Origin of the sequence: Streptomyces sp. NPDC048696 (genome assembly GCF_043198895.1) — a bacterium.
Taxonomy (GTDB): Bacteria; Actinomycetota; Actinomycetes; order Streptomycetales; family Streptomycetaceae; genus Streptomyces.
Map to the genome: position 1 here is coordinate 520,533 of NZ_JBICVJ010000001.1, position 20,680 is coordinate 541,212.

Genomic DNA, 20,680 nt, shown 5'->3' on the forward strand with positions numbered 1-20,680 from the left:
AACAGGAGGCCTCCCATGCACCACGTCGTCAACACCGACCAGGCACAGGCGTGGAACGGGTACGAGGGCGATCACTGGGCCCGGAACCAGGACCGCTGGGATGCCGTCAACGCCGGGTTCAACGAGCCCCTGCTCGCCGCCGCCGCGATCCAGGAGCGTGACCGCGTCCTGGACATCGGCTGCGGCAACGGGTGCACGACCCGACTGGCCGCACTCCGGGCCGGCGACGGTCAGGCGCTCGGCCTGGACCTGTCGGCACCGATGCTGGCGCGCGCAGGCGAGAGCGCGCAGCACGAGCACATCCCGAACGTGGCCTTCGAGCAAGGAGACGCTCAGGCCCACGACTTCGAGCCGGGCACGTTCGACGTCGCGATCAGCCGCTTCGGCGTGATGTTCTTCGCCGACCCCGTCGCCGCGTTCGGCAACATCGGGCGCGCCTTGCGCCCCGGTGGCCGGATGGCATTCATCTGCGCGGCCCCGGCCGCGGACAACGAGTGGCTTCAGGCCGTCGCGGCACTGCGCGACATCCTGCCCGTCGGAGAGTTCGGCACACCGGGAAGCCCCGGAATGTTCTCCCTGGCGGATCCGGACCGCACCAACACGATCCTGTCCGCCGCCGGTTTCGAGCACATCGATGTCGTACGCGTTGAGGCGTACGGGACGTGGGGCCGCGACGCCGCCGACGCGGCCGCCTTCCTGCTGACCTCCGGCCCCGGCCGCCACCTGACCAGCCAGGTCACGGAAGAGGTCCAGACGCGAGCCCACCGGAAGCTGACCGACATCCTCCGCCCCCACGAGAAGGACGGCGCACTGCGACTGCACGCCCCTGCCTGGCTGGTCACCGCCAACCGCCCCAGGTAGCCCGGGTTTCCACATGCCGGCTTGAGGATTTGGCAGTCGCGACGTGCGGGTGTTGTTGTCCGCGTAACGCTCCCGGCTGAGTTGACCGCGTTCCTGGACGCCGGCGCACCGCCGGTGTACATGGGTTTCGGCAGTATGCCGACGCACGCGTCGACAGACGTCGGCGAGGTGGCCATCGAGGCGGTCCGCGCGCAGGGCCGCCGCGCGGTCGCTGCCCATGGCTGGGCCGAGCCGGCACTGTCCGCCCAGCTGGCCGCCGTCGTGCACCACGGCGGCGCGGGCACCCCACGACGACGGCTGGCTGCCGTCCGTTTCATCCGTTCGGCGAACGTCCTTCATCCGCTGTCCGCCGGACGTTTCCCTCGCTCCGTGGGGTTGTTCTTCTGCCGCTGTGAGCCTTCGGGCGATTCCGAGAGCCCAGCGTCAGGAGAACAGCGGTGAGTCAGCCGGCACGCAGGACCGTCCTCAAAGCCTCGGCGGCGGCAGGTGTGTTGGCGGCCGGTCCGGCGTCGACCCTGCTGTGGACGCAGCCCGCCGTCGCGGACGCGCCGGGGGCCGAGCAGATACACCTGGCCTACGGCGAGGAGCCCTCGCGGGAGATGACCGTCTCCTGGGCGACCGCCGCCTCGGTGCGCCGACCCCGCCTGCGCCTCGGGCGCCCCGGCGGGGACCTCGGGCGTACGGTGCGGGCCGAGACCACCACGTATGTGGACGGCCTCAACAAGGTCGAGACGTACACCCATCGGGTGCGACTGCGCGGGCTGCGGCCGGACACGGAGTACGTGTACGAGGTGCTGCACGACGGCGCGGCGCCGCGCCGCTCCACCTTCCGCACCGCGCCCGCGCCGGGACGGGTGCCGTTCCGGTTCACCAGCTTCGGCGACCTGGGCGCCGGCGACCCCAAGTGGAAGAAGTCCGCCGTCAACGGGGCGGTCGCGGTGCGGCAGGTGGAGCGGTTCAACCCGCTCTTCCACCTGCTCAACGGCGACCTCGCCTACGCCAACAACAACGCCGACACCCAGCCGCAGTGCTGGGACGCCTTCATGAACAACATGTCGGTGTCCGCCGCCAACCGCCCCTGGATGCCCGCACCCGGCAACCACGAGGTGGAGGCGGGCGGCGGCGACCTCGGCTACGCCTCGTACGCGACCCGCTTCGACCTTCCCGACAACCACACCCGTGACTACTGCGGGAACTGGTACAGCTTCCAGGTCGGCTCGGTGCTCTTCGCCGTCCTGGACGGCAACGACCTCGCGGTGGAGGACGACGCGAGCATCGACCCGGCGACCGGGCAGTCCGTCTACATCAGCGGCTACAGCGAGGGCGCCCAACTCCAGTGGCTGGAGCGGACGTTGGCGCGGGCCCGGGCGGGCCGGCACGTCGACTGGATCGTGGTGTCGCTGCACCAGTTCGCGATGTCGTCGTCGGCCGCCAGCCACGGCGGCGACATGGGGCTGCGCGAGCAGCTGCTGCCCGTCCTCGACCGGCACGCCGTGGACCTGGTGCTCTGCGGCCACGACCACGATTACGAGCGTACGCACCCGGTACGCGGCACCGACCCGGGCAGCCTCCTGCGCCCGGCCGTCGTCGACGACCGACTCGACGACATCGACACCTCCAAGGGCACCGTCCACCTCATCCTGGGTGGCGGCGGAACCGCCTCGCACGACGACACGTATCTGACAGACCCCGACGGCGACGGCGTCCCGGACGCCTTCGTCCGCACCCAGCGCCTCACCTACAAGGCCGACCCGGACGCCAAAGAGAAGGCGACCTGGTCCGCGGTGCGCGATCCCGACCAGACCTACCCGTACGGCGTCGCGGTCTTCGACGTCGACCCGGGACCCCTGATCGGCGGCCGTACGACGATCACCGTCAGCTACTACCACACCCCGACCGCGACCAAGACGAACCCGGACCCCGCCCCCGTCCTCTTCGACCGCTTCCGCATCCACCGCAGGCGCCGGGACGCCCACTAGCACGCATACGCGGCCGCGGTGCGTCCCCTTCGGGTGATCGCTACGGTGAGGACGGACCGGGAGGTGGCGAAGCTGCTCAAGCGAAAGCTCCTCAAGCGCACCGAGCGGCGCCACACCCGCGGCGGGCAAGCGGTCAGCAGGACAAGGCAGACGGCAGGCGTGTCGTCCCGTCGGTGATCGCCGTGCGCAGTTGGGCGCAGGTCAGTCCTTTCGCCGCGGGCTGGGGATCCGCGTCGGGACTGTGCGCGGCGGTGAAGTCCGTTCCGCGCAGGTCCGCTCGCGCGAGGTCGGCGCCGGTCAGGTCGGCGCCGTCGAGATGTGCCCGGCGCAGGTCGGCCCCGGGCAGACGCGCGCCCTGAAGTCTGGCGGCGACCAGCGAGGCGGTCCGGAGATCGGCCTTGGCCAGACGGGCTTTTTGCAGATCGGCCTGGAACAGGTCGGCGTGGTAGAGATCAGCCTGTTCAAGGTCCATATGGGCGACGCCGATGTCCCGCAGATCGAGCCGGTGGGTCTCGCCCCGGCGATCCCGGCGGCCGAGGACAGTGAGCGCGGCCCGGACGTCGCCGGGCCCCAGGGCCTCGTCGGACGGTGCGGCCGAATCGCCCGCTGCCTTGTCGTGGTGGCGGACGAAGGACGCGAGCACGTCCACGACGGTGTTGTGGTCGCGCGGGGAGTCGCCCATCAACCACTCCAGCGCGTACATCGCGCCGATGCGGATGTCCTCCTTGCCGGGGCCGTCCGCGTCCAGTTCCTCGATCGCCTTGGTGTACCGGTCGGTCACCTGACCCTGCACGGCGGTCGCCGCCTGCTGCTGTGCGACCCGGAACGTCTGCGCCGTGTACGCCAGCGCGCCCAGGGCGAGCAGACCGGTCAGTGACTTCAGGAGGAGATCACGGTTCGCCGTGAGGGCGTCGTGACGCTCCTTGGGGGGTGTGCTGTCCACCGGCAGACTCCGGGTCAGCCCGTGCGCCACCGGACCGAGAAGGGCGAAGAGGAGCCCCGCTGCGACCACCGCGGCGCCGACCCCTGTCAGTAACGTCATACGGACAGTGAGCCAGCGCTCACGCCCCGGAGGAACAACCCAAGCGCCAACAATTGCCGTGAAATTGCCGGGTGTTCGAGGTGGAGAGAACGCCCGCCGACCGCACGTCGTGGCCCGGGCACCGGCGTACGTCTCAGTTCACCGCACGCTTCACGAGCGCACCGATCCGCGCCTCGACCTCGGCCGTCACCTCGGTCAGAGCGAAGGCGTTCGCCCACATCGTGCCCTCGTCCAGCTTCGCCAGGTCGCTGAAGCCGAGCGTCGCGTAGCGCGTCTTGAACTTGTCCGCGCACTGGAAGAAGCAGACGACCTTGCCGTCGAGGGCGTAGGCGGGCATCCCGTACCAGAGCTTCGGCGCGAGGGTCGGGGCGTTGGCGGTGATGACGGCGTGGACGCGCTCGGCCATGACGCGGTCCGAGTCCTGCATCTCGGCGATCTTCGCGAGCACGTCCTGTGCCGCCTGCGCCGCCTTCTCCTCGCGCGAGGTCCGGCGTGCTGCCGCCTTCAGCTCCTTGGCGTGGTCCTTCATCGCGGCCCGCTCCTCGGCCGTGAATCCCTCGTACGTGCTGTTGTCCGCGCTGCTCATGACTGTGCTCCCCCTTGAGGACCTTGCGGTGCGGGATCTTGAGAGGGACCTTAGTCCGGCCCACTGACAACGGGGCTCAGCACGCCGGTGACCAGCACGAACAGCAGCCGCGAGGCCCACCCCGTACCGATGCCGGTTGCCGGTGCTCAGGGCTGGATCAGCGTGCGGGCGTCGGTGTTAGCCCCGCAGAGCACCACGCAGACCTTCTCGCCGGGAATCCGCTGGTCGGCTGTGAGCAGGCCCGCCAGCGCCGTGGCCGCGCCGTGTTCCACCGCGAGCCGCCGGTGGTCCCAGAGCGCCTGGCGGGCGCGGACGATCTCGCTGTCCGGGACGAGGACGGAGCGGACACCGTCGTGCCGGGCGGCCGCGAGGGCCATCTCGGAAGTGCGGCGGGCGCCCAGGGAGTCGGCGGCGATCGAGTCGACGGGGACGTCGACCACCCGGCCCGACTCGATGGCGGCGTTCAGCGCGCGGCAGTTCTCCGGTTCGACCGCGACCGTACGGATGCCGTGGTGCCGGGCGGCGGTGGCCACCCCGGCGAAGAGACCACCGCCACCGACCGCGACGACCACCGTGTCCACGTCGGGGATCTGACGGCGGATCTCCTCCAGCAGCGTGCCGGCCCCGGCGGCGATCAGCGGGTGGTCGTACGCGTGGGAGGCGAGCGCGCCGGTGGTGGTGGCGAACTCCTCGCACGCTTCGAGCGCCTCGGCGTACTCGGCACCGACCAGGCGCACCTCGGCGCCGTAGCCCCGCAGCTTGGCCACCTTCACCGCCGGGGCGTTGGTGGGGAGGAACACCGTGGCACGCACGCCCTGCCGCTGGGCGGCCCAGGCGCACGCCAGCCCGGCGTTGCCGCCCGACGCGATGGTCACCCCGGCTTCGGGCAGCGTGCCGGCGTCGTGGTGGGCCTGGATGAAGTTCTGCGCGCCGCGCGCCTTGAACGAGCCGGTGAACTGCATGAACTCCAGCGCCAGCCACACCTGGCCGAAGGGGGCGCGGTGGGCGGTCGGGATCGCGCCGGACTCGACCGCGGCGAGGGTGACGGGGCGAACGCGCCCGGCGACCCGTTCGGTGGCGGCCTTGATGTCGCCGTACGTGAGCTGCTGCACTTCGTTGCTCCTGCGCTGCGATGAGAAGGTGCCGGCTCGCAGCAGGGCGCCACGCCGTGGCCGCCTCCTTCGCCGCCGACCGGACGGTGAACGCGAGCTGGACCAGCGCCTTCCCTGGTCCGCGGGAAATCCATGCTACGGCGTGCCGCGGCGGCCCGAAGTGCGGCCGGCCCGGCTGGGCGTAGTACGAGCCGCCTGTCGCGCGAAGAGGCGCCGGACCCGGCCCTGTTGACCACCCTCCGGCGCAACCGGCTCGCCGGCGACGCGCCGCCGGAAGGGAAGTACGAACAAGCGCCCGCCGCCGAACCGCTAAACCCTCGCCCCCCGCCTCGCGGCGGACGCAGCCGCGACCGCCACGGACAGTGGGTCCCGGGCAGGGCGGCCGAGCAGGTCCGCGAGGTCGGGGGCGGTGCCGTCCAGGAAGCCGTGCCGGACGCCGGTGGCGATCGAGGCGAGCATGGGCGGCTGGAACGGCAGCAGACCGGGGGTGTCGTCGAGGAGCCTGCGCCGGTACTCGCCCAGGCCGATGGTGCGGTGCCGGACGCCGAGCCGGTCGGCCACCTGCCCGGCCGTGATCGGCGTACCGACGAGGTCGTACGTACGGCCGTCGTGCCGCGCCGGGTCCGCCGCGACGATCGCCGCGGCCTCGGCGAGGTCGTCCCGGGCGGCCGCGGCCAGGGCGCCGTCGCCGAACGCGGACTCCACACCGTCTTCGGACCACATCAGCAGCGCGCCGAAGAGTTCGGCGTACAGACCGTTGCGCAGGATCGTCCACGGCACTCCGCTCGCCCGCACCAACCGTTCGCTCGCCCGGTGCGCGAGCGCGAATCCGAGATGGTCGGCGGTGCCGGTCAAGCTCGTGTAGACGACGTGGTGGACACCGTCGCGGGCGGCGGCGTCCAGGACCGCCGCATGCCGTTCGACGACCTGGTCGTCCTCGGCGTAACCGGCGGAGATCAGCACCAGAGTCGACACACCGGTGAGGCCGAGGCTCGCGTGGTCGTCGAAGTCGAGACGCCGCATACCCTCGCCCGGCGTACGGCTGCCGCCCGTCGCGGCGGCGCCACGGACACGCAGCGCCGCCAAAGTGGCGGCGCCGAGGCTCCCGTTGGCTCCCGTCACCAAGATCATGTCAATCGCCGTCTTCCGTCGTGGTTCTCGTCGGTAACTACGATTGATCCTCGATCCGCCATGCGTCGCCCACAAGAAGGCAGTTTGATGTCACCCACGCACACCGGGGTAACCACCACCCCCGCCGACCTCGACCCCTGCGGGGGCGCGGACCATCCCGACTGCGGTATCCGCGACGTCCTGGACCGCATCGGGGACAAGTGGTCGGTACTCGTGATCGTCGAACTCGCGGGCGGGCCACGCCGGTTCCGTGAGCTTCAGCGCGCCATCGACGGCATCTCCCAGCGCATGCTGACCCTCACCGTGCGCCGGCTGGAACGCGACGGCCTCGTACTGCGGACGGTCTACCCGACCGTCCCGGCCCAGGTCGACTACCGCCTGACCGAGACCGGAACCGGCCTGACCCACCTGGTCAAGGCACTGGCCGACTGGTCCCTCGCCCACCGCACCGCGATCGCGGAGGCACGGAACACATACGACCGGACGCACCCTGACCACGACATCCGCTGACAACAACCATCGCGGACACGTTGCCGACGACGGTATGGCGGCGATCCGGGCGAACGCGGCGTGCGACGCGCCCAGGCCGCCCGCCCGGGAGATACCGCCCAGCGGGCTGTACGGCATGAAGGCGATCCCCAGCTCGGTGCACAAACCGCAGCTGCGGCTCACTGTCGCGTACAGCCGGTGAGAAGTTGCGCAGGCCTGCCGCAGGGCCGCGGGACTCGCGTCGAGGAACCATGATCCGTTCGTCCCGGGCCGGGACCGATGCGGCCGGTGGTCAGTTGAGTGCGGCGGCGAACATGCCGGGCTCGTAGGAGCCGCCCTTCTGGTGGACGATCACGGCGAGCCGGTTGGCCGCGTTGACCAGAGCGACCAGGCAGACCAGCGCGGCGATCTGGTCGTCGTCGTAGTGCCCCCGCACCTGCGCCCAGGTCTCGTCGGACACGCCCTGGTGGGCGTCGGCGAGGCGGGTGCCCTCCTCGGCGAGTGCCAGGGCGGCCTGCTCGGCCTCGCTGAACACGGTGGACTCGCGCCAGGCGGCAACCAGGTTGAGCCGGAGCGCGCTCTCACCGGAGGCCGCGGCCTCCTTGGTGTGGAAGTCGATGCACCAGCCGCAGCCGTTGATCTGGCTGACGCGCAGCGACACCAGCTCCTGGGTGGACTTCGCCAGCGTCGACTGGTGGATCACCAGGCCGGCGTTGGCGAACCGCTTGGTGAACTTGCCGGCGAACTCGTTCTCCAACAGGTTGATTCGCTCGTTCATGACCTCGTCCTCACTCGTGGTGTTGCGCTGAACGACCACAAGATGCCGACGGCCCGCGCCTTGTGACGGGCCGATAGTGTGACGTGCGCCACCGCTCATGGGTGTCACAAAACCGCGGGGACCGGTGTCTTGTGCGCGTGGCACCATCGAGAGCGAACAGGCAGGAGCAGCCGGTGAAGAGCGAGCACAGCGAGCAGAACGTGCGTACAGAGGACCCCGCCGGGCAGCTCGGACACGGCAGGCGTACGGACACCGCCACCGACGCCTTCGTCGCCCACCGCAACCTCCTCTTCACCGTCGCCTACGAGATGCTCGGCTCGGCCGCCGACGCCGAGGACGTGCTGCAGGAGACCTGGCTGCGGTGGGCGGGCGTCGATCTCGACGCGGTACGGGATCAACGGGCGTATCTGGTCCGCATCACCACCCGCCAGGCGCTGATCCGGCTGCGTACGCTCGGCCGCCGCAAGGAGTCCTACGTGGGCACCTGGCTGCCCGCGCCCCTGCTCACGGTGCCCGACGTGGCCGAGGACGTCGAGCTGGCCGACAGCGTCTCGATGGCGATGCTGCTGGTCCTTGAGACGCTGGCGCCGACCGAGCGGGCGGTGTTCGTGCTGCGCGAGGTGTTCGACCTCGACTACGACGAGATCGCCGAGGCCGTCGACAAGAGCCCCGCCGCGGTCCGCCAGATCGCGCACCGGGCCCGCACCCACGTCGCGGCGCGCCGGCCGCGCGGGACCGTTTCCCCGGCCCAGACCCGGGACGCGCTCGACGCGTTCCAACGGGCCGCCGCGACCGGCGACTTGCAGGGCCTGCTCGACATCCTCGCCCCGGATGTCGTCTTCCTGGGCGACGGCGGCGGAGTCAAGCAGGCCGTCCTGAATCCGGTGCTCGGGGCCGCCAAGGTGGCCCGTCTGCTGATCGCCGGGATGGACAAAATCACCACGTCGTCGCTGCGGCCCGCACAGGTCAACGCCTACCCGGCACTGGTTCTGCGGCTCGACGGGGCGATCGACACCGTCGTGGCGGTACGCATGGACGACGGACTCATCACCGGGCTCTACGCCGTGCGCAACCCCGAGAAGTTGTCGCACATGCAGCGGGAGACCGCCCTGCGCCGCTGATCCCGTACGTCACGCCTGTGCGACGGCCTCCAGCGGGCTCAGCGCGGCTGCCCGACGGGCCGGCACGGCGGCCGCGAGCGCGCCGATGGCGAGGGAGACCAGGCAGAGGAGGAGCAGCGTCGCCCAGGGCAGCGCCAGGGAGTACTGCTCCATCGCGCCGTTGGCCAGCGAGCCGACCGCCCAGGCGCCGAACACTCCGCCCGCCAGGCCGAGCAGGGTGCCGAACCCGGCGACGGTCACCGCTTCCAGGCGGATCATGCGCCGGATGCCCGCGCGGTCCATGCCGAGGGCGCGCAGTGCGCCGATCTCGCGGGTGCGTTCCGCGACCGACATGGCGAGGGTGTTCACGATGCCGAGCGCGCCGATCACGGCGCCGATGGCGAGCATCCCGTACATCACGTTCAACAGGTCGGCCATGGTGCCGGCGGCCTCGTCGACGAGTTGTCGCCGGTTCTGCACCTTCAGCAGCGGACTGTCGCCCACGGCGCTGCGCAGCCGGTCCTCGGTGGTCTGCGAGACCGCGCCGCTGTCGGTGCGGACGAGGATCCGCTGGACGGATCCGGGCGTGAAGCTGTTCTTCGACACCTCGGTACGGGTGCCGAGCGCGTCGTGGGCGATGGGGTTGTCCTTGTAGACGCCCACAACGGTGTACTGCGTGAACTCCTGGCCCGGGCCGATACGGGCGTTGAGCCGGCCGCCCGACGTCACCCCGTTTTCCCTGGCGACGGTCCGGGAGACCGCGATCCGGCCCGGCCCGAGATCCTTCACGGATCCGCTGACGAAGTCGAGCTTCATGACGCTGTCCACGGTCCCGGGGTCGACGCCGGAGATGTCCCGGACGCCGCCGCCGACGAACAGGGTGGAGTCCGTGACGGCGCTCGCGGTCCGCACCCCGGAGGTGTCGGCCACCCGCCGTACGGCGGCCGGGTCGACGCCGGTTGTGGGGGTGCGGGAGCTGATGACGTACTCGGCGCCGAGGCCCGCCGCGGCCTGGCGGTCGAGGGCCTGCCCGGTGGAGTTGCCGATGACGGCGAGCCCGGCGACCAGCGCGGTGCTGATCAGAAGGGTCGCGGCGGTGGTCGCGGTACGGCGCGGGTCGCGCAGCGCGTTCTCGCGGGCGAGGCGGCCGGTGACCCCGAAGCGGCCGGTGAGCCGTCCGGTCAGCCGGATCACCGGGACGGCGAGCAGCGGCGCGAGGACGAGCAGGGCGACGACGAGCAGGGCACAGCCGAACATCGCACTCTGCAAGTTCTCCTCCGAGGCGTCCTTCGCTCCCGAGAGCGACAGCAGCCAGCCGGCGCCGAGGACGAGCAGGGCGAGGCCCGCCACACCGCGGATCCTCGATCGGGCGGCGGTGGGCGGCTGTTCCGTCGTACGCATCGCCTCGACGGGCGCGATCCTCGCCGCCCTGCGGGACGGCAGCCACGCGGAGAGCACGGTGACGCCCACACCCACCCCCAGCGCTGCCACGACGGAGGCCGGGCCGATGACCAGGGGGCCGTGAGGCAACGTGTTTCCACCGGTGCTCAGGATGTCGGGCAGCACGGAGGCGATGCCGAGGCCGAGCAGGAACCCGGCCGCCGATGCGACGACGCCGACCAACAGCGCCTCCAGCAGGACCGATCGGGCCACCTGGCGGCGCGAGGCGCCGATCGCCCGCAGCAGCGCGATCTCCCGGGTGCGCCGCGCCACCAGCATGCTGAAGGTGTTGACGATGAGGAACGAGCCGATGAACAGCGAGACCCCGGCGAAGACCATCGGCAGCTTCTCGTAACCCCGGGTCAGGGTGTCGACGAGGATGGCCTGCTGAGCCGCCTGAGCGGCGCCGGTGGTGGCCTCGGCCCGGTCGGCCGGGAGCACGTCGGTGACCCGCCGGGAGAGCGCGAACTGGTCGGTGCCCGGCACGGCGGACAGATCGATCCCGGTGTAGTGGCCCGGGGTCGCGAACAGCTTCTGGGCGGTCGCCTTGTCGAACAGCGCGAGGGTGCCGCCGGCGGTCACCCGGGTGTCCTCGGTGGTGACGATGCCGACCAGCCGCTTGGTCATGACCGGGCCGTCGGTGGCCAGTGTGACGGTATCGCCGATGCCGAGGTGGCCGGCCGCCGCGGTGCCGCTGTCCACGGCGAGTTCACCGCTGTGCCTCGGGGCGTGGCCCTTGACCAGCGGGTAGCGGCTGTCGTTGCCGTCCGCGCCGGGTACGTAGGCGGCGGCCGGGTTCGCCCCCGGCCTGACCCGCAGCGGGGTGCCGTCCGCCGCGTTCAGGGCGGCGGATCCGTCGGCCGACGGCCGTACGGCGGCGACACCGGGCACGGCGGCCAGTCTCCGCACGAGCGCGTCGTCCAGCACACTCGTCCGCCCGTCCGCCGAGGTCCCGGGAGGTGATTCCTTCGCGGTCACGGTGACGGCGATGTCGGCGAAGTTCTTCGACGCGGCGGCGCGGTGGGCCTCGGCGGTGGAGTCCGCGAAGACGAGAGTGCCGCTGACGAACGCGACACCCAGGCAGACCGCGAGGACGGTCATGATCTGACGGGCCTTGTGCGCCAGGATGTTGCGCAGGGCTGTTCTCAGCATGGGGAGCTTTCAGGGTCGTGGGCTCGACGGTCGGGTGCGAGCGAGGGCGGGGTTCGGTCCTGGGGCAACGGGGTGACGGGGTGACGGGGTGACGGAACGTCAACTGGTGTGATGCGGGCGGGCGTCGGAGTCGCGGGTCTTGTGGTGTTCCCCCGAAAAATGCAGCATCAGGTCCATGACCCGGTCCGGGGTGGGACGGGTCATCTCGTCGACCAGGCGGCCGTCGGCGAGGAAGACCACGCGGTCGGCGTAGCCGGCGGCGACGGGGTCGTGGGTGACCATGACGACGGTCTGGCCGAGCTCGCGCACCGAGTCGCGCAGGAAGCCGAGGACTTCGGCCCCGGCCCGGGAGTCGAGGTTGCCGGTGGGCTCGTCACCGAAGATGATCGCGGGCTGCGAGGCCAGGGCGCGCGCGACCGCGACGCGCTGCTGCTGCCCGCCGGACAGCTGCGCGGGCCGGTGGCCAAGGCGCTCGGAAAGGCCGACCATGGCGACCACGCGTTCCAGCCACTGCCGGTCGGGGCGGCGTCCGGCGATGGTCAGCGGCAGCGTGATGTTCTCAAGGGCGGTCAGGGTGGGCAGCAGGTTGAACGCCTGGAAGATGAAACCGATCCGGTCGCGGCGCAGCTGGGTGAGCTGCCGGTCGCCGAGCCTGCCCAGTTCGGTGGTGCCGATACGGACGGAGCCGGAGGTGGGGGTGTCGAGCCCGGCGGCACAGTGCATCAGGGTGGACTTGCCGCAGCCGGAGGGGCCCATGATCGCGGTGAACTCCCCCTCCCGGAACTCGATGCCGACCCGGTCCAGGGCCACGACCCGGGTGTCGCCGCTGCCGTAGACCTTGGTCAGGTCGGTGGTGGCGGCCGCGACCCCGGGCGTCATGTGCGTCGCGTACGGGGCAAAGGGGGTGACGGTCACAAGGGACTCCTCTTCAAGTGCGGAAACGCGCACTTCGAAGGGTGCCCGGAGAACGTATCGGGGCCTGGGCGGCTGTGTATCGGCGTACGCGCCGCTTCGTAGCGGTTGCGTAGTTGCGGTTACGCAGGGGTCCGGCGGTCAGTCCGGCAGGCGCAGGGTGGCGACTGCGCCGCCGTCCGGGGCGTTGTCGAAACGCAGCTCGGCGCCGAGGAGCCGGGCCTGCCCTTGGGCGATGGTCAGGCCCAGGCCGTGGCCCGAGCCGCGTTCCGTGGCACCCGTCTGGAACCGGCGCGGGCCGTGCAGCAGCAGGTCCTTGGGGAAGCCGGGGCCGTGGTCGCGTACGACGACCGTACGTCCCTCGACGGTGACCCGCACCGGGGTGTTGCCGTGCCGGTGGGCGTTGACGACGAGGTTGCCCACGATCCGCTCCAGGCGGCGCGGGTCGGTCTCCACTGTGACGTCACCCTCCGCGCCCGGCGCGGCGGCGACGGCGACCTCGGTGTCGAAGCCGGTGCGTGTCACGGCCTCGCGGACGACGGCGCCGAGCGGCACCCGCGCGCGGACGGGTTGTTCGGCACCGGCGTCCAGCCGGGAGATCTCCAGCAGGTCCTCGACCAGGCCCCGCAGATCGCGTACCCGGGCGCGGAGCAGATCCTCCGTCTCACCGGGCGGCAGCAGGTCGACGGCGGCCAGCAGACCGCCCACAGGGGTACGCAACTCGTGGGCCACGTCCGCGGTGAACCGCCGCTCGGTGCGCAGCCGTTGGCCGAGGGTGTCGGCCATGAGGTCGACGGTGGCGGCGATGTCGGCCACCTCGTCGTGGCCCTTGGTGGGCCCGGTCCGGGCGTCCAGGTCCCCGGCGGAGATCCGGCCCGCGGTCTCCGAGACGCGCCGCAGTCTGCGGGCGACCAGCCCCGCGCCGTACACCGCCAGGGGTGTGGCCGCCGCGAGCGCGACCAGCGAGGCCACCGTCATGGTCATGTCGAGTTGGCGCAGCGTGTAGAGCTCGCTGCTCATGTTGACCCGGTAGGCGAGCACCGGGCTGCCCGGGCCGCCGGTCCGCTGGGCACCCCAGAAGCTCGGCCCCACGTTCGCGTCGACGTGCCCGTCGTAGGCGGTGTGCCGGTCGCCGTCGGCCGGGTGGCGCAGTGCGTGGGGCAGCTCGACCGGATCTAGCTGTGCGCCGTCCGCAAGCGTTCCGGTGCGCCGGTATGTCTCCATGGCCGAGTAGACGCTGTTGAAGGCCCGCGCCTCGGCCCGGTCGCGGATGTCCCGCGCGATCCACAAGTGCACCAGCACGCCCACCGCCGCCACGACGAGGCACGCCGTGGCGGCGACCAGCGCCGCGATCTTCCAACGCAGGGACGCACGAGCAGGCCGCAGCCCTGAGAACGTACGCGACCGCGGGACCCTACGCACCGCTCTCAGCGCCTGAACTTGTAGCCGAAGCCGCGGACGGTCTCGATCCGCTCCCGCCCCAGCTTCCGGCGCAGCCGCTGCACACACAGATCCACGACCCGGCTGTCGCCGTCCCAGCCGTACTCCCAGACGTCGCGCAAAAGCGTGTGCCGTTCCAGGACGACGCCCGGGTGGGCGGCGAACTCAAGGAGCAGCTTCAGCTCGGTCGGCGTCAGCGCGACCGGGCTTCCGGCGACGGACACCTCCATGCCGGCCGTGTCGATGGTCAGATCCCCGAAGACCAGCACCTCCCCCTCGGAGGACGGCCCCTCGTCTGCGGCGTGCCCGGTTCCCAAAGTGGCCGGCGCGTAGGTCGCCCGCCGCAGCAGCGAGCGGATACGTGCCACGAGGACGTACGTGTCCACCGGCTTGACCACATAGTCGTCCGCTCCGGCCTCCAGACCGGCGACGACATCGAGCCCGTCACCGCGAGCGGACATCATCAGAACGGGCACCAGGCTGGTCTCCCGCACCCGGCGGCACAACCCGATCCCATCGAGACCGGGCAGCATCACATCCAGAATGAGCAGGTCGAAGCCCGCGTGCCGGTCCCGGAAGAGCTCAAGCCCGTCAAGCCCGTCGGCGGCGGCCTCCATCTCATAGCCATAGCGCTCAAGGGCGACGGTGAAGGACCGCCGCATCAGCTCGTCGTCCTCCACCAGCAACACACGAACAGGCCGCGAAGAGGCCCCGGCCGGGGCGGACGAGGACACGGGTGGATGACTCCTGTTCGGACGGTCCGGGCGGGCGAGCGATCCCGGCGGTGCACAGGCGCAGCGACGACGACCTGAAGGGAACGATACGACAGAGACCGGGCACGGCGACCGCGTCACACGTGGGAACACCCGCCCCCTTCCCGACGGCGACTCCCATCCATGAACGCCCAGGTCGGCCCGGGTATCACCACCCCGGAAGGCGGAAACAACCGCAGCACTCCCGCTCCCCTGCGGACCCCTTCGCCGTGAGCAGGCTCCCTGATTCGATGGGCGACCAAGCGCTTTCTGATACGCACCCGATACAAAGAGCGCTGATCGCCTGACCGGGGACACAGTTCCCGTGCCCGCCCCCCTCGGCCGCGCGCAGGCATCGGCAGCAGATCGGTAGGCTTGCGGCATGTCCGCTGCCCCAGTACGTGTACGTTTCGCTCCCTCTCCGACCGGGATGTTCCATGTCGGTGGAGCCAGGTCCGCTCTCTACAACTGGGCCGTCGCGCGACAGTCCAACGGGAAGTTCGTCCTGCGGATCGAGGACACCGACACCGCGCGCAACAAGCCCGAGTGGATCGACGGCATCATCAACGCCCTCGCCGCCATCGGGATCTCCGAAGCGGACCCCGCGTTCGAAGGCCCGTACTTCCAGTCGCACAACGCCGACCGGCACCGGGAAGCCGCTCAGCAGCTCCACGCGGCCGGGCGCGCGTACTACTGCGACTGCGCGCGGGAGCAGGTCCAGGAGCGGACCGGGTCTCAGCAGCTCGGTTATGACGGCTTCTGCCGCGAACGGGGGCTGGAGTACGCGGAGGGACGGGCCTTGCGCTTCCGTACTCCCGACGAGGGCGCGACGGTCGTCGTGGATCTGATCCGGGGCGAGCCGAGTTTCCCGAACTCCGCCATCGAGGACTTCGTGATCGCCCGCGGTGACGGCTCCCCCGTGTTCCTGATCGCGAACGTGGTCGATGACCTCGACGAGGGGATCACCCAGGTCATCCGGGGTGAGGAGCACCTGTCGAACACGCCGAAGCAGCAGTTGCTGTGGGAGGCGCTGGGAGCCGAGCCTCCGGTGTGGGCGCATCTCCCCGTGATCGTCAACGAGAAGCGGCAGAAGCTGTCCAAGCGCCGCGACAAGGTGGCTCTGGAGGACTACCTCGCCGAGGGGTTTCTCCCCGAGGCGATGACCAACTACCTGATGCTGCTCGGCTGGGGTCCGGGCGACGACGTCGAGCTGCGGCCGTACGCCGAACTGGAGCAGAGGTTCCGCGTCGAGGACGTGAACACGTCCCCCGCCTTCTTCGACATCAAGAAGCTGACGGCGTTCAACGGTGAGTACGTGCGTGGGCTCCCCCTGAACGAGTTCGTCGAGGCGTGCCGGCCGTGGCTGCGTGCGCCGTACGCCGAGTGGGCGCCCGAGGACTTCGATCAGGCGGCCTGGGAAGCGCTCGCGCCCCACGCCCGGACCCGGCTCGCCGTCCTCTCGGACATCACCGCCAATGTCGACTTCATGTTCCTGAAGGAGCCGGTCGAGGACGAGGCCTCGTGGGCGAAGGCGATGAAGGACGGCTCGGACGCCCTGTTGAAGTCGGCTCGCGTCAACCTCGACGCGGCCGACTGGACGAGCCCCGAGTCCTTGAAGGACGCCGTACTGGCGGCCGGTGAGGAGCACGGCCTCAAGCTCGGCAAGGCGCAGGCCCCGGTCCGCGTGGCCGTCACCGGCCGCACGGTCGGCCTCCCGCTCTTCGAGTCCCTGGAGATCCTGGGCAAGGAGAAGACCCTGGCCCGGATCGACGCGGCCCTGGCGAAACTGGTCGGCTGACACCGGCGTACGAACGGCTGACGAGCCCGGCCCGGGCGGTGTGTCCACCGCCCGGGCCGGGTGATCAGTGGGGTGGGCGATGCCTCAGCAGAGTCCGCCGGTGTGCGGCTGGGCCCAGTCCGCCCCGCCGTACCAGTGGTCGGTGCCCCACGCGTCGTTGTAGCAGTTGCGGTTCGCCGTCCACATGTTGGCCTGCGCACGCCAGTCGTCCGGGTTGCCGTCGTGCACCCACCCGTACGAGCTGACGTCCTTCTGGCCGATGGAGCCGCAGGCGTACGGCTCGACCACGCCCGAGGTGGGCGAGACCAGGGCCACGCAGACCGTCGGGTTGTCACGGGCGTGGTCGTTCTGGAACTGTCCGGCCCACTGCCAGTGGGCCTGGGTCCGGTTGCAGGAGGAGTCCCAGAGCTGCTGCACCTGCCCCGCGTACTCGCCGTACATATAGAAGTTCCCCGGGCTCCCGATGTAGTGCCAGTTCCCGGTACACGTGCCGCCGTCCATCGGCCGCATGACGGCGGCGGGGCCGGGCGCCGCCTGTGCGCTGCCCGCGCCGGAGAGAGCGAGTGCTCCTGCGGCGAGGGCGGCGGCGATCGCGGGCACGGCACGTCTTGTCCTGCGAAGCATGGCCATGTGGCTGGTCTCCTGACCGTCGCGTCGGTTGAGCCGCCCGCCGGGGGCGGCTGACTGCCACGGCCAGTGCATCGTGTACGGGCTGCGAACGCCCGGACTTTCGGGGTGGGCCGAAAAGCCCCAAAAGCACGGGGCGGGCCCGAAAGACCCGCCCCGTGCGCGCGGGAAACCCCGGGCGGGCAGCAGAGGCGTGCGAGCGGCCCCTCCCCTGCCCGGGATCCCTCCCCTGCGCGGAAGGGTTACTGGCAGAGCACGAAGGCCGTCAGGGACTCAGTCCCCGTCCCGGTGTTCTTCCCCCTGACGACCCAGCTGCTGCCGGAGGCGTAGGAGTCGGTAAGGAAGATGTCCCAGGCGCTGGTCGACCCGCCACCGCCCGTCGGCGCCGTACCCGACGGGCAGTACGCGTACGCGCTACCGGTCGATCCGCCGGCCAGCTGGGCGGCCGTACCGAACACCGGCGTGCCCGCCGTCGCTGCCGACGCCTTGACGGCCCTGGGGGCCGGCTTGGGCGTGCCGGAGCCCGATGCCGCCGTCGCCGCTGACGCCGCCGTCGCCAAACCGACGCTCGCGACGACCGCGGCCACAACACCGGCTGTTTTCCTACGGATTGCCATCTGCTTCTCCCCGCTGTGAGTGACGGCCGGGCCGACCGGCCCGGCACAGCCCCACTCTGTCCGGCCACTGCGCTCCGCGGCCATTTCGGTTCCGTTCAGCGGAACGGCTGTTCCGATCAAAGGGAACGACCGCTCATCGGGAGCCATGCCGGGCCCGCCGTCACAAGTGCCAGGCGGCGGGCATACGGGTCAGGTTCACGCTGGCCGCGCGGGCCGCGTGCCTGACGGCATCCGCGGCGGGACCCGGTCGGCGGCCGTCGAGGAGCGTCACTCCCACAGCCGCGACAACGGCCCCGGACCGCGCATGCACCGGTGCCACCACACAGCACATCGGCACCTCCCCCTCGGAGTGATGTACGGCCACGCCGTGTTCCCGTGCGGCGGAGAGCCGACGTGACCAGTCGGCGGTGGAACAGCCGGCGGGCGGCTGCGTCGCGGTGCCGGACGCCGCGACGACGACAGCGGCCGCACTGCCCGGCGGCATAACGGACCCGGTGACAAAAGGGAAGGCCGCGTCCGTCGCCCCGGGCAGCCGGGCGATGACCACCATGTCACCGCCGCAGGGCGCCACCGCGGCCGCGCCGCCCCGGGTCTGAGCCGCGAGACGCCTCAGCGGTAGAGCGGCGGCTCTCTCCACCATGCGATGGGTCCGCCAGGCGCGCCCCAGGCGCGCGACCGTCGCACCCATGCGGTAGCGACCGTCCCGGCGCTCCACCGCGCCCAGCCCCGCCAGTTGGTCGAGGAGGCGGTGCGCGGTCGCCTTGGGAAGTCCCGCCCGGGACGCCAGGTAGCTCAGCCCGGCCTCGTCCACCCCGGCAAGCCCTTCCAACAGCGCGAACGCCCCTTCCAGCACGCCGCGCCCGGCGCCGGCTCCCGGTCTTCGTACGGCGTGTGGGGACACCCCCGTGGACTCCATCGCAACCCCCTTCAGGCTGCGCCAAGACTGCTCCGGCTCCAACTCGGCCAGGAATCCCGGATATTGGGTATTGACAGCATTTACGCCAGGAAGGACCACCAGGGGACCACGGCTGTCGACGCCCGCTGAGCCGACGGCTCTTGGACGGCTCTGCGCCGGCTCAGCGGGCGGCTTGTCACTGCGCCATCTCGTACGCCCCGGACAGCGCCTCCACCCGCTCCCAGACCCGCGCCGAGCGGGCCGCGTCGACAGCCGGGCGGCGGACCGCGTCGAGCGCCCAGGTCTGCTGCTGCTCGGTGGCGGAGTCCTTGCCGTGCAGCTCCACGGCGTGCGCGGAGAAGTCACGGACGAGGACGGCGAACAGTTCGTCCAGCACGTCCTCGTCCAGGCCCGACAGGCGGGCCTGCTCCAGGACCAGCTGGCCGTGGACGACCAGCGCGAACAGCTGGCCGACGGCGAGCAGGAGGTCGAGGTCGCGGCTCTGCTCCTCGTCGGGGGCCGCGGTGGCGACGAACTCGCACAGGGCGTCGGCCTGCTCCCGCAAGCGCGCGACGTTGGGCAGTGCGGCGTACGCGTCGTAGGCGGCGCGCCAGTCGTGGAAGCGTACGGAACCCAGGCCACGAGCCGGTCCCTGCCGGAAGAGGAAGTCGTCGTCGGCCGCGTCGAGGCGGGTCGGCACGGCCGGGTACTCGACGGGCTCCAGCAGGTGGTTGCGCATGAACTTGAGGATCAGCGCGAGGTTGACGTGGACCGTGCCCTCCAGCTTGGGCAGGCCGCGGATCTCGACGGCCGCCTGGGCGAAGTAGTTGTCCTTCTCGAAGCCCTTGGCGGCGATGACGTCCCACATCAGGTCGATGACCTTCTCGCCCTCCGTGGTCACCTTCATCTTCGTCATCGGGTTGAAGAGGAGGTAACGGCGGTCGTCCGGCCCGGCCGAGCGGAAGTAGTCGACCGCGCGGTCACTGAAGAGCTTCATGCCCACCAGACGTACGTACGCGTCCGTCAGCTCCCGGCGCACGTGCGGGAAGGCGGTGACGGGGCGGCCGTAGAGGATGCGGTTGTGCGCGTGGGTGACGGCCTCGTACATCGCGTGCTCGCAGATGCCGATGGAGGCGGTGCAGAGGTTGAACTTGCCGACGTTGACGGTGTTGAGGGCGGCGTCGAAGGCGGCGCGACCGGTGTGCAGGACGTCGCCCGGGGCGACCGGGTAGTCCGCAAGGCGGAACTCGCTGACGTACTTCGACGAGTCGACGACGTTCTTGACTAGGTGGTACGCCGGGTGGCGGCTGTCGGCGGCGAAGAACACGTAGCCGTCCGGGCCCTCGACGTCGGTGCGGCGGCCGAAGACCGAGACGAGCCCGGCGGCGTTGCCGTTGCCGATGTAGTACTTGGAACCGGTGGCCCGGAAGCCGCCGTCGCCGTCGGGCTCAAGGAGCATGTCGGTGGAGTAGATGTCGGCGCCGTGCGTCTTCTCGGACAGGCCGAACGCGAACACCTCGCCCTGGGCGAGGAGTTCGGCCGCGCGGGCACGGGCGGCGGCGTTGTCGCTCTGCCACACCGGGCCGAGGCCGAGGATGGTGACCTGCCAGGCGTACCAGTAGTCGAGGCCGTAGAACCCGAAGATCTCGTTGAGGGCGGCGATCCGGGCGGTGTCCCAGCGCTGGTCCTGGTTCGCGGCGTCGGCGGCCGGGGTGAGGAAGGTGGCGAACAGGCCCTCCTTGGCGGAGAACGCGAGGAAGTCCGCCAGCCAGGCCCGTGAACGGTAGTCCTCGATCAGCTTGCGCTTGCCGCGCGCCTCGAACCAGTCGACGGTGGCCCGCAGCAGCCGGCGGGTCTCGGGGTCGAAGTGCTGAGGGTCGTAGGTACGCGGGTTGAACAGCAGAGCGTCGGCCACGGAGGTTTCGCCTTTCGAGCGGTGAGGGTTCAAGGTCGGTGGGTCACGCGTGAA

20 protein-coding genes are annotated in these 20,680 nt (G+C 71.1%); 8 read left to right on the forward strand and 12 right to left on the reverse strand.

All coding sequences use genetic code 11. The features are described 5' to 3' along the window. Window positions 1–15 precede the first annotated feature (15 nt). From ACGFRG_RS02305 to ACGFRG_RS02315, 3 genes are all read left to right on the forward strand, one after another. Complete coding sequence (locus tag ACGFRG_RS02305; RefSeq protein WP_393260499.1) at window positions 16–861, forward strand: class I SAM-dependent methyltransferase; 846 nt, start codon at window positions 16–18, stop codon at window positions 859–861. 81 nt (window positions 862–942) lie between these two features. Beyond that, complete coding sequence (locus tag ACGFRG_RS02310) at window positions 943–1,302, forward strand: hypothetical protein (protein WP_393260501.1); 360 nt, start codon at window positions 943–945, stop codon at window positions 1,300–1,302. Then, entirely contained in the window at window positions 1,299–2,840 is a 1,542-nt protein-coding gene (locus ACGFRG_RS02315) for a purple acid phosphatase family protein (protein WP_393260503.1), read from the forward strand. The genes ACGFRG_RS02310 and ACGFRG_RS02315 overlap by 4 nt, the downstream gene beginning before the upstream one ends. Window positions 2,841–2,973: 133 nt before the next feature. Here ACGFRG_RS02315 and ACGFRG_RS02320 read toward each other — a convergent pair whose 3' ends face one another. The 4 genes from ACGFRG_RS02320 to ACGFRG_RS02335 form a co-directional block, all read right to left on the reverse strand. After that, a complete protein-coding gene (locus ACGFRG_RS02320) occupies window positions 2,974–3,882 on the reverse strand; it encodes a pentapeptide repeat-containing protein (RefSeq protein ID WP_393260506.1) in 909 nt (302 codons plus the stop codon). Between the two features lie 133 nt (window positions 3,883–4,015). Next, window positions 4,016–4,468, reverse strand: a complete 453-nt coding sequence (locus ACGFRG_RS02325; RefSeq protein ID WP_393260509.1) for an iron chaperone — start codon at window positions 4,466–4,468, stop codon at window positions 4,016–4,018. Window positions 4,469–4,614: 146 nt separating this feature from the next. Then, window positions 4,615–5,580 (reverse strand): threonine/serine dehydratase, encoded by a 966-nt coding sequence (locus ACGFRG_RS02330; RefSeq protein ID WP_393260512.1) that lies wholly within the window; start codon window positions 5,578–5,580, stop codon window positions 4,615–4,617. 309 nt (window positions 5,581–5,889) lie between these two features. Then, window positions 5,890–6,711 (reverse strand): NmrA family NAD(P)-binding protein, encoded by an 822-nt coding sequence (locus ACGFRG_RS02335; protein WP_393260515.1) that lies wholly within the window; start codon window positions 6,709–6,711, stop codon window positions 5,890–5,892. Between the two features lie 87 nt (window positions 6,712–6,798). Between ACGFRG_RS02335 and ACGFRG_RS02340 the strand changes: the two genes are divergently transcribed. Further along, window positions 6,799–7,221 (forward strand): helix-turn-helix domain-containing protein, encoded by a 423-nt coding sequence (locus ACGFRG_RS02340; RefSeq protein ID WP_361417244.1) that lies wholly within the window; start codon window positions 6,799–6,801, stop codon window positions 7,219–7,221. Window positions 7,222–7,255: 34 nt separating this feature from the next. Continuing rightward, window positions 7,256–7,402, forward strand: coding sequence for a hypothetical protein (locus ACGFRG_RS02345; RefSeq protein ID WP_393260517.1), 147 nt, complete (start codon window positions 7,256–7,258; stop codon window positions 7,400–7,402). 90 nt (window positions 7,403–7,492) lie between these two features. Here the strand turns inward: ACGFRG_RS02345 and ACGFRG_RS02350 are convergent, their stop codons facing one another. Beyond that, window positions 7,493–7,978, reverse strand: coding sequence for a carboxymuconolactone decarboxylase family protein (locus ACGFRG_RS02350; RefSeq protein ID WP_361417247.1), 486 nt, complete (start codon window positions 7,976–7,978; stop codon window positions 7,493–7,495). Between the two features lie 173 nt (window positions 7,979–8,151). On the opposite strand from ACGFRG_RS02350, the gene ACGFRG_RS02355 reads away from it, so the two are divergent. Then, entirely contained in the window at window positions 8,152–9,099 is a 948-nt protein-coding gene (locus ACGFRG_RS02355) for an RNA polymerase sigma-70 factor (protein ID WP_361417250.1), read from the forward strand. Window positions 9,100–9,108: 9 nt separating this feature from the next. Here ACGFRG_RS02355 and ACGFRG_RS02360 read toward each other — a convergent pair whose 3' ends face one another. The 4 genes from ACGFRG_RS02360 to ACGFRG_RS02375 form a co-directional block, all read right to left on the reverse strand. Then, entirely contained in the window at window positions 9,109–11,670 is a 2,562-nt protein-coding gene (locus tag ACGFRG_RS02360; RefSeq protein ID WP_393260521.1) for an ABC transporter permease, read from the reverse strand. 99 nt (window positions 11,671–11,769) lie between these two features. Then, window positions 11,770–12,549 (reverse strand): ABC transporter ATP-binding protein, encoded by a 780-nt coding sequence (locus ACGFRG_RS02365; protein ID WP_393260810.1) that lies wholly within the window; start codon window positions 12,547–12,549, stop codon window positions 11,770–11,772. Between the two features lie 174 nt (window positions 12,550–12,723). Then, the gene (locus ACGFRG_RS02370; RefSeq protein ID WP_393260523.1) at window positions 12,724–14,004 is read right to left on the reverse strand and encodes an ATP-binding protein; all 1,281 of its coding nucleotides are present in this window, start codon (window positions 14,002–14,004) and stop codon (window positions 12,724–12,726) included. Window positions 14,005–14,009: 5 nt separating this feature from the next. Beyond that, a complete protein-coding gene (locus ACGFRG_RS02375; protein WP_393260812.1) occupies window positions 14,010–14,684 on the reverse strand; it encodes a response regulator transcription factor in 675 nt (224 codons plus the stop codon). Between the two features lie 520 nt (window positions 14,685–15,204). Here ACGFRG_RS02375 and gltX point away from each other — a divergent pair. Beyond that, window positions 15,205–16,572, forward strand: coding sequence for a glutamate--tRNA ligase (gene gltX, locus ACGFRG_RS02380; protein WP_361418293.1), 1,368 nt, complete (start codon window positions 15,205–15,207; stop codon window positions 16,570–16,572). Window positions 16,573–16,656: 84 nt separating this feature from the next. Here gltX and ACGFRG_RS02385 read toward each other — a convergent pair whose 3' ends face one another. Continuing rightward, window positions 16,657–17,202: a hypothetical protein gene (locus ACGFRG_RS02385; RefSeq protein ID WP_393260525.1), complete on the reverse strand. Its 546-nt coding sequence runs from the start codon at window positions 17,200–17,202 to the stop codon at window positions 16,657–16,659. 342 nt (window positions 17,203–17,544) lie between these two features. Between ACGFRG_RS02385 and ACGFRG_RS02390 the strand changes: the two genes are divergently transcribed. Next, window positions 17,545–17,835, forward strand: coding sequence for a hypothetical protein (locus ACGFRG_RS02390; RefSeq protein WP_393260527.1), 291 nt, complete (start codon window positions 17,545–17,547; stop codon window positions 17,833–17,835). 141 nt (window positions 17,836–17,976) lie between these two features. Here the strand turns inward: ACGFRG_RS02390 and ACGFRG_RS02395 are convergent, their stop codons facing one another. Both ACGFRG_RS02395 and ACGFRG_RS02400 read right to left on the reverse strand, forming a co-directional pair. Then, window positions 17,977–18,732 carry an IclR family transcriptional regulator gene (locus tag ACGFRG_RS02395; protein WP_393260530.1) on the reverse strand — a complete coding sequence of 252 codons (756 nt, stop codon included), beginning with the start codon at window positions 18,730–18,732 and terminating at the stop codon, window positions 17,977–17,979. A gap of 175 nt (window positions 18,733–18,907) precedes the next feature. Further along, window positions 18,908–20,626, reverse strand: coding sequence for an acyl-CoA dehydrogenase family protein (locus ACGFRG_RS02400; protein ID WP_361417270.1), 1,719 nt, complete (start codon window positions 20,624–20,626; stop codon window positions 18,908–18,910). Window positions 20,627–20,680: the final 54 nt, after the last annotated feature.